The sequence below is a fragment of the Flavobacterium mesophilum genome, assembly GCF_039581405.1.
Classification (GTDB): Bacteria; Bacteroidota; Bacteroidia; order Flavobacteriales; family Flavobacteriaceae; genus Flavobacterium.
This window is the reverse complement of record NZ_JBCPXZ010000005.1, coordinates 1-14,410: the sequence shown is the minus strand read 5'-3', so window position 1 is coordinate 14,410 and position 14,410 is coordinate 1. Positions and strand designations below refer to the sequence as shown.

The window sequence follows — 14,410 nt, the reverse complement described above, 5'->3', positions numbered from 1 at the left end:
ATATTAATCAATGCAATATAAATAGCAAATTCAATACTAAAGATACTATAATTTTTTAAATTTTGTAGGAAATATTTTTATTTTATTTGGGTAAATTTTTAAACTTTCAACGTAAACCAAAAAGTGCTTCCCAATCCTAAATTACTCTCAACGCCAACACTTCCATTTTGGGCTTCAATAAATTCTTTGCTGATCGCTAAACCCAATCCCGTTCCTGATTTCTGACTTCCCGGAATCTGAAAATACTTATCAAAAACTTTGTCTTTGTATCTTGGTTCAATTCCTTTTCCGGTATCAATAACCTGAAAAACCATATGATTATTTTCTTCTTTTAATTTGATGAGAATCGTACTTTTTTCAGACGAATATCGAATAGCGTTTGATAAATAATTAATCAAAACCCAGCCTGTTTTTTCAGCATCGGCTTTTACATTTTTAAGATTTTCATCAGCATCAACAATTAACTGAATCTGTTTTTGATCGGCCTGAATTTTTACAGCTTCAACAGCATATTTTACAATTTCATTCGGATTGCTTTTGCCAATGTTCAGCTGAATATTTCCAGTTTCTAATTGTGATAAATTCAATAATTCACCCGTAATTTTCAACAAACGCTGACTGTCGTCTTTAATGCTTTCAACCAGTTGTTTTTGGTCGTCGTTCATCTCGCCCGTTTTTGAATTTTCAAGCAATTGAAGACTTAATTTTATAGAGGCAATAGGCGTTTTTAATTCGTGTGAAACGGTGGCAATAAAATTGGTTTTAGCAAAATCCAGTTCTTTAAAAAGTGTAATATTTCGAAGAATAATTACATCTCCAATATTGATTTCTTTTTCTTCCCCTGTTGGTGTTATGGTGATATTATGAATTTCCTTTTCGAAATAACTTTCCTTTCCGTGAGCAAAAATTTTGAGAGGCTGTTTCTTTGGAGTTTCATTTTCTTTCAGAATTAAGGAACGAATCAAATCATTAGAAATCGCCAATTCAGATGCAGATTTTCCAATAATATCTTCTGATTTCAAACCAATAATTTTCAGCGCTTCATCATTCACAAACAAAACAATTCCTTCGTTGTCCAAACCAATAATCGGGTCGTTCATATTATTGATAAGCGTTTCCAATCGTTTTTTCTCAAAAAGAAGTTTGTAAACATTGCTGTCATGATATTCTTCCAACTTTTGAGCCATGGTATTAAACGATTTGGCAAGATCTCCAAATTCGCTGTGGCTTGTAAAATGGACACGTTCTGAATAATTTTTATTGGCAATTTCCTTAATACTCAGCGTTAGTTCCTTAATCGGATTTGCGATATTATTGGGAAGATTAACCAATAAATTGAAAGCAATTAAAAAGCATAAGCTGCCAACAATAGCAATGGACAAATTTGCTGTTTCAGCCGATTTTTTGGCGATATCGCTTTTCTGTTTTATGGCGTCAAGATTCAATTTCATAATAGCAAAAATATCTTGACGAATTTGAACTTTTATGTTCTCGTCAGCGGTATTTTTAGCTAAAAGAGCAAAGCTTTCTTTCAGTTTTTCAGTCGCTTGTTTTTCGCCTGGCTCTGTAATATTTTGAGTTTGCTTCTCGAGATTTTCCTCAAAATTCTGAATCGTTTCTTTAGAATTTGATTTCATTCCGTCCAAAGCAAAAATCATATTTCGCGAATATTCTAGCGTGTTGTAATTCGATTTCAGAATATTCTCAGTGTCCTGTTTAATCAAAAAAACAGAATAAGCACTCACTAACGAGAGAATGATGATCATTAAAAATAACAACCCAACACCCAGATTCAATTTGGTTTTAATTCTCATTTTATAAAACATTTTTTTTGAACCATATAAGTAATATAAGTAAATATTAGACTGTGTGTTTTCTTAACCGTAAAGGCGCAAAGGTTTCGCAATGCACGCAAAGATTAGATTTAAAAATTCTAGCGACCTTTGCGTAAAACCTTGCGTCTTTGCGGTTAAATTTCAACATCCCTTTAATTTAAATGAACTTATATCACTTATATGGTTTAATATTTTTTCATGACAAGATTACAAGGTCAACATTTGATAACGATAATTTATTCAGCAAACGCCTGAAAATTGTTGTAGACAAAATTACTTTAAATAAATTCAAATGCGGTTTCCCGATGCAGACAGTTGTAATTTGTTTTTCTTCTACAGTGGTCAAAATTGCATTGGCAATATTCGAATTTTCTAATTTAATAACTTCGGCACCCAATTGCACAGCGAGTTTAAAGTTATTAATTAAATGTCGTTGTTTGTCAAGCGCAATTCTTGTACTACTTTCTTGGGGTGTTTCGACATACAAAACATACCAAATTCCGTTATAATAACTTGCCAAACGCGCTGCTTTTCTAATTACGATTTTGGCTGTTTTTTCATTACTGCTAATGCAAGCCAACAATTTTTCATGACGTAAAGCATGCAGATTCGGAACTTCATTTTCTACTTTTCGAACGACCTGACTCGCCACTTCTTTCAAAGCTAATTCACGCAACTGCAGAATTTGTTCCGATTTGAAAAAGTTCTGCAAAGCCATCTGAATTTTATCTGCCGTATAAATTTTACCTTCTTTTAAACGTGCAATTAAATCTTCTGAAGTCAAATCAATATTTACCACTTCATCGGCTAAACGCAAAACGTTATCCGGAATTCTTTCTTGAACATCAATGTTTGTAATTCGTTTTACATCTTCATTTAAACTTTCAATATGCTGAATATTGACTGCCGAAATCACATTAATTCCAGCTTCCAAAATCTCCAGAACATCTTGCCAGCGTTTTTCGTTTTTGCTTCCCTCAACATTTGTATGTGCCAATTCATCAACGATAACCACTTCTGGTCTAAGGTTGATGATGGCCTGAACGTCGAGTTCATCGAGTTCTTTTCCTTTATAAAAAATAGTCCGCCTCGGAATAATCGGCAAACCAGACAATAACTCATGCGTTTCCTTTCGCATATGCGTTTCGATGTAGCCGATTTTGACATCGATTCCGTTTTTCAATAACGAATGCGCTTCCTGAAGCATACGAAAAGTCTTGCCCACACCGGCGCTCATTCCAATGTAGATTTTAAATTTCCCTTTTCGGGATTTCTGAATCAAATCCAGAAAATGTTGCGCGTTATCATTTTTCTGTTCCATAAAAATTGCTTTATGCCATAAGCAGTAAGCTTTAAGCAATTTGACTTTTCGGCCTATTGCTTAAAGCTTATAGCCTAAAGCTAGAAAGAAATCGCCAATGCTGTCGTTACAAAAGTATTCGTATCTGTTGGAAGATTGTTTTTAGTAAAAATTTCATCTTTGCTTGACAGATTTCGTGCTTCGATTCTAAACATAACATTATCAGTGATTAAGTAATCAAAGTTAGCTGAAAATCCGTAAGTTTTAAATCCGTTTGGAGTTTCTGTTGCGATAATTACACCTTTTTCATCACTGTAATATTCACCTCGCGCTGCCAATTGAATTTTATCCGTTGGTTTGTATTGCAGAATCAAAACAGGCGAAAACCAAGTATCATATTTGTTGCTGTTTTTAGCCGATTGCTGCGAACCAATATCAAAACCAGCAGTTAAATTTGTCTTTTCAGTTACTTTAAATTGTCCATAGAAATTATTGAAATAACGCCATTTTTTATCCATATCAGGCTGTTCGTTTCCTGCGTATGCACTCCAATTCAAAACCACTCTGTCCGTAGGTTTAAAAGTAATCTGCGTTCCAAAAGCCGGAGTTTGATTTCCATCGATTTTCTGAATTCGCTGCCAGCCGTTTAAATACATTGCAGCTAAATACCATTTTCCAGAATCAGAAGTATAGCCAATTTTCACACCCGCTTCATAATAAGGTGAATTTTCAGCCAAAATGCTTCTCGTTAAATTCGCGCAATCTTTTCCAATCGCACTTTCAAAACCAATATGCGAAGGCATAATTCCGGCATCAATCCATAAATCATGTTTTTGTGAAATCTTCACACCAACATTTGCTTCATAAATATTTTTCAATAAATCCTGCTCAGCCGACATATTATATTGTGCATAAGTTCCCGCCATCAGCGCAAAATTCCCTCGGACATTTCCCTTCGAATAATTCACTTTTGCCAAACCCAAATTTAGGTTCACTTCATTGCTTCGATTATAATTATAAAAAAAGTTTGGGCGTGTATGATTTTCCGGTTTCCCGAAATCATAACTATAATAAACGTCTACATATCCAGAAAACGTAAACGGACTTTTAGATTCTTCTTGTGCATGTAAATTGGTAAAACCAAAAGCGATTAAAGCAGTAAGTATTATTTTTTTCATTGTTAATTGTGGTATTCAACCCAAAAGGGTAATTAATTTATTTAAGTAGATTTTTTAGGAGCTATTTCCCGCTATCCGTTTCAATCTTTTGTGCCGAACCCCGGCACAAAAGGATTTCCACTACTATCGGGGCTAGGGCATTTGGGGTAAAAAGGCGTCTAGTATCCTAACAGGTTTCCAAAACCTGTTAGGTATTAATTTTTAAGTTTATTTTTCGGCTACAATTTGCGTCTAGTTTGTCATTTCGACGAAAGAGAAATCACACTAGAACTTCCACACAGAGAATTGACAATACTTTGACGAGCTACTTGCGGAGATCCCTCGTTCCTCGGGATGACAAACGGTGTGGTTACTGTGTTTCTAAAGAGAAATCATACCTAACAGGTTTTCAAAACCTGTTAGGAGAAAACTTAGAAACTTAGTATCTCAGAACCTTAGCATCTTAAAGCTTTAGCGAAGCTTATCAAGAGCCATATTCAGCTCCAAAATATTCACAGTTTCAGGCCCAACAACAGCCGTATTAATTTTAGATTCCACCAAAGCTTTAACTTTAGTTTCAGCTAAATTTCGTTCTTTGGCAATACGTTTTACTTGAACCAAAGCACCTTGAGGAGAAATATTCGGATCTAAACCACTTCCTGAAGCGGTAACCATATCAGCTGGAATTTCAGCTTTTTTCAAGTACGGATGAACAACAAGGAAAGTGTCAATTCTCTTTTGAACCAAAGCTAAATACTCCGCATTGCTTGGACCTTTATTGCTTCCGGCACTTCCTGCAGCATTGTAATCAACTGCCGAAGGTCTTCCCCAGAAATAATTCGATTTATCGAACTTTTGTCCGATTTTTTGATAACCAACCACTTTTCCGTTAACTGAAAGCGTTTCTCCTTTTCCTTGATTAGGAGCAATTTGTGCGATTCCGTAAATCGCAAGAGGATAAATAACTGCGAATAGAATTAAAGTAACCGCAGTAAGTTTTATGAGTGAAAAAATTGTTTTCATTTTTTTGAGGTTCTGAGGTTCTGAGATGCTGAGGTTCTAAGTTTTCTTCTAAGAACTTAGCAATTCAGAACCGATGTTTTTATTTTAGTTTTTGCAAACCTGACAGGTTTTTAAAACCTGTCAGGTTTAATTTTACATGAATAATGCGACTACTAAATCAATGACTTTTATTCCGATAAAAGGAACAATCAAACCGCCCAAACCATAAATCAAAAGATTACGTTTTAGAATCGCGCTCGCTCCAATCGGACGATATTCAACACCTCTCAACGCTAGCGGAATTAAGATCGGAATGATAATCGCATTGAAAATTACAGCCGATAAAATCGCACTTTCAGGACTGTGCAAATGCATAATATTCAAACCTTGCAATGCCGGAATAGCAGTAATAAAAAGCGCAGGAACAATGGCGAAATATTTAGCAACGTCATTCGCAATAGAGAAAGTAGTTAAAGTTCCGCGAGTCATTAAAAGCTGTTTTCCAATTTCGACAATCTCAATTAGTTTGGTTGGATCATTATCAAGGTCGACCATGTTTCCAGCTTCTTTAGCCGCTTGCGTTCCGCTGTTCATCGCTACACCTACGTTGGCTTGGGCAAGGGCAGGAGCATCATTTGTTCCGTCACCCATCATCGCAACCAAACGTCCTTCAGCTTGCTCTTTTCTGATGTAATTCATTTTATCTTCAGGCTTAGCTTCAGCAATGAAATCATCAACTCCAGCTTTTTCAGCAATAAACTTAGCAGTTAGCGGATTATCACCCGTAACCATAACCGTTTTGATTCCCATTCTGCGCAAGCGCTCAAAACGTTCTTTCATTCCGGTTTTAATAATATCCTGCAATTCGATAACACCTTGAATTTCGTTGTTTTTGATCACCACTAAAGGCGTTCCTCCATTAGAAGAAATTGAAATAACTTGTTGCAAAGTATCTTCAGGAAAAACATTTCCAGCTTGTTCTGCAATTTTTTTAGCTGCGTCTTGCGCGCCTTTTCGAATGTTAGTTCCATCTTTTAAAACGACACCAGAAGTTCTGGTTTCAGCAGTAAATTTGATGGTGTGCGAAATATCAGAAGTGGTTTGTAAAAAGCTGGCTTTTGCTTCATTTTTTACATCAATCATTTCACTTAATTCTAGAATACTTTTTCCTTCAGGCGTATCATCAGCAAGTGAACTCAATACAGCAGATTTAACGAAATCTTCAAAAGAAATGCCTTTTGTCGGGTAAAAATTGGTTGCTTTTCTATTTCCAATCGTAATTGTTCCTGTTTTATCCAAAAGCAAAACATCAATATCTCCCGCAGTTTCAACCGCTTTACCAGATTTTGTAATTACGTTGGCACGTAAAGCTCTGTCCATTCCCGCAATTCCAATCGCAGAAAGCAAGCCTCCAATTGTGGTTGGAATCAAACAAACAAACAAAGCAATAAAAGCAGCAATAGTAATAGGAGCGTGGGCATAATCGGCAAAAGGTTTTAAGGTAACGCAGACAATCACGAAGATTAAGGTAAAAGCAGCTAACAAAATAGTCAAGGCAATTTCGTTTGGCGTTTTCTGACGGCTCGCACCTTCAACCAAAGCAATCATTTTATCCAAAAAGCTTTCGCCAGGTTCTGAAGTTACTTTTACTTTGATTTTATCAGACAACACTTTTGTTCCTCCTGTAACAGATGATTTGTCTCCACCCGCTTCACGAATTACAGGAGCACTTTCTCCCGTAATGGCACTTTCGTCGATTGTAGCCAGACCTTCAATAATTTCTCCGTCTGCAGCAATTAAATCGCCTGCTTCACAAATGAAAATATCGTCTTTTTTTAATTGAGAAGAACTGATATTTCTGATTTCTCCATTTGGCATAATCTGTCTTGCAGGAGTTTCTTCACGGGTTTTTCTTAAACTGTCGGCTTGTGCTTTTCCTCGGGCTTCGGCAATAGCTTCGGCGAAATTGGCAAACAAAAGCGTTACAAATAAAATTAGGAAAACAATTAAATTGTAAATAAAACTGCCCTGATCGGTTGCGCCCATTAAGATCGAAACGCAAACGGCAAACATAATGGCGGTTCCAATTTCTACGGTAAACATTACCGGATTTTTAATCATCATTTTTGGATTCAGCTTCACGAAAGACTGCAATAATGCTTCTTTTACCTGTTTGCTTTCAAACAATGATGTGGATTTATTAGTTGTCATTTTATATTATATTTTGTTTCACTGAATAGATTTTTAAACACATAGAAACATAGATTTCGCTTTGCGGAAAAGGCGTTTCACTTGCATACATTCACATAGCTATGTGTGAAAACTAGTTTTTCTTTTGTACTCCTTTTATGGATTTAATTTCTATGTTTCTATGTGTTTAAAATATTTCAGCATTAAAAAAATGAGTTGTTATTTCAGTGTAAAATATTCTGCTAAAGGACCAAGAGCCAACGCAGGAAAGAAAGATAAAGCCGCAACAATAGCGATTACAGCAAAAATCATGATTCCGAAAATTGTGGTATCGGTTTTTAAAGTTCCTGCACTTTCTGGAATGTATTTTTTATTGGCTAATAAACCTGCAATTGCCAAAGGCCCAATAATCGGAATGAAACGGCTTAACAGTAAAACAATTCCTGTAGTGATATTCCAAAACGGATTATTATCACCCAAACCTTCAAAACCAGAACCGTTGTTAGCAGCGCTTGAAGTATATTCGTATAACATTTCAGAGAATCCATGATTTCCTGGATTGTTCAACCAGCCCGTTGCATTTCCGCTGAACCAATAGCCCATTGCGGTATCATTCGCAGCAAAATAAGAAGCCAAAGCTGTTCCTGCTAGAATCAATAAGGGATGAAGAATAGCAATAAAAGCAGCAATTTTGACTTCTCGGGCTTCGATTTTCTTTCCGAAAAACTCGGGAGTTCGACCAACCATTAAACCAGAAATGAAAACAGCCAAAATAATGAAAATATAAAAGTTGAGGTAACCAACACCGCATCCGCCATAAAATACATTGACCATCATGGCTAATAATTGCATAGCTCCAGAAACCGGCATTGAACTATCGTGCATACTATTTACAGAACCTGTAGAAATTACCGTTGTCGCAATACTCCAGAAACCTGAAATAGCGGGACCAAAACGAACTTCTTTTCCTTCCATTGCTCCGTTTAATTGAGAAATTCCCATTTTTTCGATAGCAGGATTTCCGCTGATTTCACTTGACATTGTCGGAATTACCAAGAGTAAAAATCCAACGGTCATGACACCAAAAATGATGTAAGCGAACTTTTGTTTTTTAAGAAAGAAACCAAGTGCGAAAATCATCGCAAAAGGAACAATCATTTGAGCCCAAAGTTCAACTGCATTGGTAAAATAAGTTGGATTTTCTAAAGGATGAGCAGAGTTAGCTCCGAAGAACCCGCCACCATTTGTACCTATATGTTTGATAGCGATAAAAGCAGCAGCTGGTCCGCGAGAAACTTCAACGTGATCGCCTTGTAAAGTAGTAATAGCATCTTTTCCTTCAAAAGTCATCGGAGTTCCGCTGAAAACTAAAGCAATAGCTACGATCACTGAAAGAGGCAATAAAATACGAGTACAGCTTTTTACAAAATAATTGTAGAAATTCCCCAGTTTATCTGTTGTTCTTTCGCGCATAGCGGTAAAAACCATTACAGCAGCAGCAATTCCGACACCAGCCGAAACAAATTGTAAAAACATCAAGACCATTTGCGATAGGTATGAAACCCCGCTTTCACCAGAATAATGCTGTAAGTTGCAGTTTACGACAAATGAAATAGCCGTATTAAATGCTAAATCTGGCGACATCGACGGATTGTTATCTGGATTTAATGGTAAAGAACCTTGAAAAAGCAGCACAAAAAAGCAGAGAAAGAACCAAACCATATTGATGCTCAAAAGTGCTTTTAGATGCTGTTTCCAGTTCATTTCTTCAGCTGGATTGATTCCGCTGATTTTAAAAATAAATTTTTCAAGCGGATTGAAAATCGGGTCAAGAAGTGTTTTGTTTCCTAAAAAGACTTTAGCAATATATTTTCCGAAAGGAATCGCTAAAACAATAGTTAGGAGAAAAATACCTATGACACCTAGTAATTCTGTATTCATAATTTTTATTTTTTGTGAAATGCGAATCGTAAAATGTAAAAAGAGAAACTTCTAACTTTTTACATTTCACTTTTTACATGATTTAAAATTTTTCAGGTTTAATTAATACATAAACCAAATACATGAAAACGGCAATTGAAACTATAAAAAGTGCAGTCATGATTTAGATTTTTTCAAAGAATTCAACAGATAGAAAACAAATGGCAAACAGTAAAACGGCTAGGCCGAGTAAAAGAAAAGTGATCATAAAGAGGAATTTTAGATTTAAGATTGTAGATTTTAGATTATCGTGTGTAACGATTAAACAATTAAACAGTTAACCGATTAAACTTTTTTAAACTCCAGAAGCATTAACCTGCTTGATATATTCTGCTTTAAGCGTTTGCGGGAAAAGATGCGAAATATTGCAGTGGCGCATTTCCATAAAAGACGAAACCGAAAAAACATACACATTTGAAATAGCATTTTTAGTTTCGATGCTTCCAGTAATAAATAACCGTTCAGCAAGCGCTAAACATTTTTTAGCCCGAACGATATTACCGCTGATAATATTTTTTTTAGTTATCTCGGCAAAGCGTTCAGCTTGTTTGTAAATAGAATTAACTTGATTTTTCATGAGAAGGAATTTTTATGTTCTTCCTCTTTATGCCAAAATATATTCCGAAAATGTAGAGTAGAGTGTAAGGTGTTGTAAAATAAGAAGTTGTTGTTTTGTGCCAAAAATCAGGCATAAAAAAAGCCTATCATTTTGATAAGCTTTTCTCGTTTTGATATGTTTCTGTTTCCATATTGGAAGCTCCAGCGGAGCGAAATATTTATAGAAACAAATACGTATAATTGTTAAAGCCCCAGCGGAGCGACATATTAAATATTGATGTTGAAATTTGATATTGCCATTGGAATTTGGAATTTAAATTTTGGAATTTTCTATTCCATATTCTTCAATTTTTCGATACAAAGTCGCAATTCCAATTTCCAATAATCTAGCCGTTTCAGCCTTATTTCCTTTAGTATAATTCAAAACCTTTTGAATATGAAGTTTTTCAATACTCTGCATTGAGAATGCCGACATAGATTTTGAGTTTTTTTCTGTTTGATGCTGAATTTCATAAGGCAGAACATCAGAAGTCAAAGTATCGCCATTGCTCAAAATAACCGATCTTTCGATAACATTTTTGAGTTCGCGGATATTTCCCGGCCAAGAATAATTTTCTAATTTTTCTAGAAAATCAGCTGAGGTTTGTAAAGTTTTTTTATTCGTTTTTTCCGAAAACTGTTTCACATAAAAATTAGCCAGCAACGGAATATCTTTTGCTCTTTCGCGAAGAGAAGGCAGTTTGATTTCGAAAATATTCAAACGGAAATACAAATCAGAACGGAAACGATGCGCTTCACTTTCTTCTTTTAAATCTCTGTTTGTAGCTGCAATTAATCTGAAATTTGATTTTTTAGAAGTTGTGTCTCCAACGGGAATATATTCGCTGGTTTCTAAAACACGCAATAATTTTGCCTGAAGATCAATTGGCATTTCTCCAATTTCATCCAAGAATAAAGTGCCGCCATTTGCTTCTTCAATAAAACCTTTTTTATCTTTTAAAGCTCCTGTAAATGCACCTTGTTTATGTCCGAAAAGTTCGCTTTCTAAAATTTCTTTGCTAAACGTACTGCAGTTTAAAGCCACAAAAGACTTTCCTGCACGATTGCTGTTTTCATGTATTGATTGAGCGAAAACCTCTTTTCCAGTTCCCGTTTCTCCAGTCAATAAAACAGTCGAATCGGTTTTGGCAACTTTTTGAGCCAGATCGATAACCTGTTCAATTCCTTTTGATTTTCCGATTATGGTACTGAAAGAATATTTATCGCCAATACGTTTTTCAAGTTGTTTTACTTTTTTCTGCAAATGCACTTTTTCGACTGCTTTATAAAGAAGCGGAATAATTTTGTCGTTATCATCGCCTTTTACAATATAATCGAAAGCACCATTTTTCATCGCTTGAACACCGTCGGGAATATTTCCGAAAGCGGTCAACAAGATAACTTCTGTCAAAGGAAAACTACTTTTTATGTTTTGAACAAAATCAACGCCGTTTCCATCAGGCAATTTTACATCACACAAAACAACATCAATATCGGTTTGCTCCAGTTTTTTAAAACCAGATTTTAAATCTTTCGCTTCAAAAACTTCAAATCCTTCCGATTTAATAATACGAACCAGCAGACTTCTCAGTTTTTCTTCGTCGTCTATAATTAAAATTTTGTGTGTCATTTGCAGAGATGCTAAATCAAATTTTGGTATTCGATGTACAAATTTAGCTTTAAAATCTGTTCACTTTTTTGATTCTGTAGAAATTATTTTTAGGTTAATAATTAGTTTTAAAATATTTGTTTCAAAAAGAAATGTACTTTTAGAACCAAAATGAACCACTAAAAAATCATGTCAAAACGAATTCTCCTTATCCTAACTGCTCTAATTTTTGGCAGTTTCAACGCTTTTTCAAACGGAATTATCGAAAAAGATTCCTCAAAACCGAAAACCATTTCATTCAAAATAAAACTAAAATCGGCCGATAATGTAAAAATTGCCGTTGCTCCTTTAAAATATAACAAACATTTGGCTTATAGTTTTACGCTTGATGATGGTTACAGATCGGCTTATCTGACTGCTTTTCCTTTATTGAATGGAGGAAAAATCAGTAATTCATCTATAAACGAATGGAAAATAGATCAAGGTGGAGACGGAACAACTTCAGAAGGACTTTTCTATTCAGACGGAATGGGAAATAAAATTCCGTTTAAATTGGCATTAGCAATTAATGGAGGTTCAATACGCGATTTGCCCGAAAATCGCGGACATCTTTCGTGGGCTGAGGTAAAAGAAATGTACAATGCTGGTTGGGATATTTTGAATCACGGTTTTCATCATGCTACAAAACATGGAACAAATTATTTGACAGAAGTGAATGAAAATAAAACTTCGATAAAACAGAATATAGATTTTACAATGTCTCATTTTGTAGTTCCTGGCGGAGAAGGCGATGAGAAATATTATTTGGAATATGAAAAAGAGGCACTTAATAATGGACATTTTTCGGTAGCGTCTTATTATGGTGTCGGTCCAGTTTTTAAAGTGGATTCGAAAGTAGATTTAGATAAAATGATTTCTGCCCGAACTTTTGTGCAGAGTTCAAAAGATACCATCACTTTTAAAACGATGGATCGTTATCTAAAAACTTTAGATTCGATAGTGAAACAATCCAATACCGTTTGGTTTAACGAATTCACGCACGGAACAGGAAATACAAATCTTTGGAATCTAAGCATGCGTTTTCCAGAATTCAAATATTATATGACAACACTCGCCAATAAATACGGTTTAAAAGGGAATGACTCGATCTGGATGGCGCCGTGGCAGGAAGTTTATGAATATATTTGGTTAAGAGATCGAATAAAAGTCGATTTTCAGCAGAAAAATAAAGAAGTAACCGTAACCATTCAGCTTCCAGAAATTCCGGAAACTTTCAGAAATCGTCATATTTCATTGAATATAGAAACTTCATCAAAATTTGAAATCGAATCCACTAAGAATTTGAAAATTAAAGATGACGGAAAAACAACCCATAAACAGATTTTAATACAATTGTAGGGGTGGTATTTGTAACTACAAATATTATAATTCTATTAACATTAGAAAGGAAAAGGCATTCGCATAAATGACTTAATTTTGCATTTTAGCCTTAATTTATATGAAAAAACCAATTTCAGTCTCAATATTAGAGCTTGCAATTATCACTCAAGATAGCAACGCAAGCGAAACATTTCAAAAAACAAAAGACATTGCGCAATTAGCCGATAAAATCGGATATAAAAGAATTTGGCTGGCAGAACATCATAATATGGCACACGTTGCTAGTACAGCAACTGTAGTTTTGATTGGTTATGTCGCAAGTCAAACCGAAAATATTCGTGTGGGTTCGGGCGGAATCATGCTTCCGAATCATTCACCTTTAGTAGTTGCAGAGCAATTCGGGACATTGGAAACACTTTATCCTAATAGAATTGATTTAGGATTAGGGAGAGCGCCAGGAACGGATCAACCAACTGCCGAAGCAATCCGAAAAGACTTTTTTGAGCAAGCACAGCGATTTCCTCAAAATGTGACAAAGCTTCAAGAATATTTTTCAGCCGAAAATGCAACTGGAAAAGTTCGTGCGTTCCCAGCCGAAGGTCTAAACGTTCCAATCTGGATTTTAGGATCAAGTATGGAAAGCGCAGCTTTAGCGGCGGCTTATGGATTGCCTTATGCTTTCGCTGGACACTTTGCTCCACGTTTAATGATTCAGGCTTTTGAATTTTATAGAGCAAATTTTCAAGCATCAGAGTTTTTAGATAAACCCACAACAATGGCATGCGTAAATATTATTGCGGCAGATACGAATGAGGAAGCCGAGTTGTTGTCGACAAGTTTGTATCAAATGTTTTTAAATCTAATTAGAAACGATCGCAAAGGTTTACAACCGCCAGTTCCATCGCTCGATGATATTATGAGTCAAGATGAACGTTTGCATGTTAATCAAATGACAGCAGGAACTTTTACAGGTAATAAAGAACAATTGATGATTGATTTGAAAAAGTTCATCAATTATGCCCATATAGATGAATTAATGGTAACCAGTCCTATTTTTGATCATCAAGCAAAATTAAAAAGTATTGAAATCACCAAAGAAGTTATAGACTCTTTGAATCAATAATATATATTATAGTATAGTTTTTCATTTGTACTATATATAAGAGTAATTCTCTTTCGCAACCCGACAGGTTTTGAAAACCTTGTCGGGTTTGTTTTTGTATGCATATAATATATGAGTACATCTTGCCCGTGCGAGCGGAGCCGAAGCCCTTCGTTTTTGTGATTCGGGATTTCAGGATTGGATTTTGGCAATAATAAGGAGCTTATTCCCGCTATCCGCTCCAATCTTTTCATGGCG

Annotated in this window: 11 protein-coding genes; 2 read left to right on the top strand and 9 right to left on the bottom strand. The window is 35.3% G+C overall.

Going from position 1 to position 14,410, the window contains the following annotated elements:
• Positions 1–98: 98 nt before the first annotated feature.
• The 9 genes from AAYQ19_RS15670 to AAYQ19_RS15630 all read right to left on the bottom strand — a co-directional run bounded on the left by AAYQ19_RS15670 (position 99) and on the right by AAYQ19_RS15630 (position 11,691).
• Positions 99–1,814, bottom strand: a complete 1,716-nt coding sequence (locus tag AAYQ19_RS15670; protein WP_343537525.1) for a sensor histidine kinase — start codon at positions 1,812–1,814, stop codon at positions 99–101.
• Positions 1,815–2,031: 217 nt separating this feature from the next.
• Complete coding sequence (locus AAYQ19_RS15665; RefSeq protein WP_343537524.1) at positions 2,032–3,156, bottom strand: sensor protein KdpD; 1,125 nt, start codon at positions 3,154–3,156, stop codon at positions 2,032–2,034.
• Between the two features lie 80 nt (positions 3,157–3,236).
• A complete protein-coding gene (locus AAYQ19_RS15660; protein ID WP_343537523.1) occupies positions 3,237–4,313 on the bottom strand; it encodes a porin in 1,077 nt (358 codons plus the stop codon).
• Between the two features lie 450 nt (positions 4,314–4,763).
• Positions 4,764–5,315 carry a K(+)-transporting ATPase subunit C gene (locus AAYQ19_RS15655; RefSeq protein WP_343537522.1) on the bottom strand — a complete coding sequence of 184 codons (552 nt, stop codon included), beginning with the start codon at positions 5,313–5,315 and terminating at the stop codon, positions 4,764–4,766.
• A 132-nt stretch (positions 5,316–5,447) separates the two neighbouring features.
• Entirely contained in the window at positions 5,448–7,505 is a 2,058-nt protein-coding gene (kdpB, locus tag AAYQ19_RS15650; RefSeq protein WP_343537521.1) for a potassium-transporting ATPase subunit KdpB, read from the bottom strand.
• A 198-nt stretch (positions 7,506–7,703) separates the two neighbouring features.
• Positions 7,704–9,425 carry a potassium-transporting ATPase subunit KdpA gene (kdpA, locus tag AAYQ19_RS15645; RefSeq protein ID WP_343537520.1) on the bottom strand — a complete coding sequence of 574 codons (1,722 nt, stop codon included), beginning with the start codon at positions 9,423–9,425 and terminating at the stop codon, positions 7,704–7,706.
• Between the two features lie 82 nt (positions 9,426–9,507).
• Positions 9,508–9,585 carry a K(+)-transporting ATPase subunit F gene (gene kdpF / locus AAYQ19_RS15640; protein WP_343538074.1) on the bottom strand — a complete coding sequence of 26 codons (78 nt, stop codon included), beginning with the start codon at positions 9,583–9,585 and terminating at the stop codon, positions 9,508–9,510.
• A 174-nt stretch (positions 9,586–9,759) separates the two neighbouring features.
• Positions 9,760–10,041: a DUF7674 family protein gene (locus tag AAYQ19_RS15635; RefSeq protein WP_343537519.1), complete on the bottom strand. Its 282-nt coding sequence runs from the start codon at positions 10,039–10,041 to the stop codon at positions 9,760–9,762.
• Positions 10,042–10,335: 294 nt separating this feature from the next.
• On the bottom strand, positions 10,336–11,691 hold the full coding sequence (locus tag AAYQ19_RS15630) for a sigma-54-dependent transcriptional regulator (protein WP_343537518.1): 1,356 nt from the start codon (positions 11,689–11,691) through the stop codon (positions 10,336–10,338).
• Positions 11,692–11,859: 168 nt separating this feature from the next.
• Between AAYQ19_RS15630 and AAYQ19_RS15625 the strand changes: the two genes are divergently transcribed.
• Both AAYQ19_RS15625 and AAYQ19_RS15620 read left to right on the top strand, forming a co-directional pair.
• On the top strand, positions 11,860–13,068 hold the full coding sequence (locus AAYQ19_RS15625) for a polysaccharide deacetylase family protein (RefSeq protein WP_343537517.1): 1,209 nt from the start codon (positions 11,860–11,862) through the stop codon (positions 13,066–13,068).
• 100 nt (positions 13,069–13,168) lie between these two features.
• The gene (locus AAYQ19_RS15620; protein WP_343537516.1) at positions 13,169–14,173 is read left to right on the top strand and encodes an LLM class flavin-dependent oxidoreductase; all 1,005 of its coding nucleotides are present in this window, start codon (positions 13,169–13,171) and stop codon (positions 14,171–14,173) included.
• The last annotated feature ends 237 nt before the right edge of the window (positions 14,174–14,410 follow it).

Coding starts and splice junctions, on each gene's coding strand:
- AAYQ19_RS15660 (WP_343537523.1), bottom strand. CDS start 4,313: ATGAAAAAAATAATACTTACTGCTTTAATCGCTTTTGGTTTTACCAAT.
- AAYQ19_RS15670 (WP_343537525.1), bottom strand. CDS start 1,814: ATGAGAATTAAAACCAAATTGAATCTGGGTGTTGGGTTGTTATTTTTA.
- AAYQ19_RS15630 (WP_343537518.1), bottom strand. CDS start 11,691: ATGACACACAAAATTTTAATTATAGACGACGAAGAAAAACTGAGAAGT.
- kdpA (WP_343537520.1), bottom strand. CDS start 9,425: ATGAATACAGAATTACTAGGTGTCATAGGTATTTTTCTCCTAACTATT.
- AAYQ19_RS15635 (WP_343537519.1), bottom strand. CDS start 10,041: ATGAAAAATCAAGTTAATTCTATTTACAAACAAGCTGAACGCTTTGCC.
- AAYQ19_RS15625 (WP_343537517.1), top strand. CDS start 11,860: ATGTCAAAACGAATTCTCCTTATCCTAACTGCTCTAATTTTTGGCAGT.
- kdpB (WP_343537521.1), bottom strand. CDS start 7,505: ATGACAACTAATAAATCCACATCATTGTTTGAAAGCAAACAGGTAAAA.
- kdpF (WP_343538074.1), bottom strand. CDS start 9,585: ATGACTGCACTTTTTATAGTTTCAATTGCCGTTTTCATGTATTTGGTT.
- AAYQ19_RS15620 (WP_343537516.1), top strand. CDS start 13,169: ATGAAAAAACCAATTTCAGTCTCAATATTAGAGCTTGCAATTATCACT.
- AAYQ19_RS15655 (WP_343537522.1), bottom strand. CDS start 5,315: ATGAAAACAATTTTTTCACTCATAAAACTTACTGCGGTTACTTTAATT.
- AAYQ19_RS15665 (WP_343537524.1), bottom strand. CDS start 3,156: ATGGAACAGAAAAATGATAACGCGCAACATTTTCTGGATTTGATTCAG.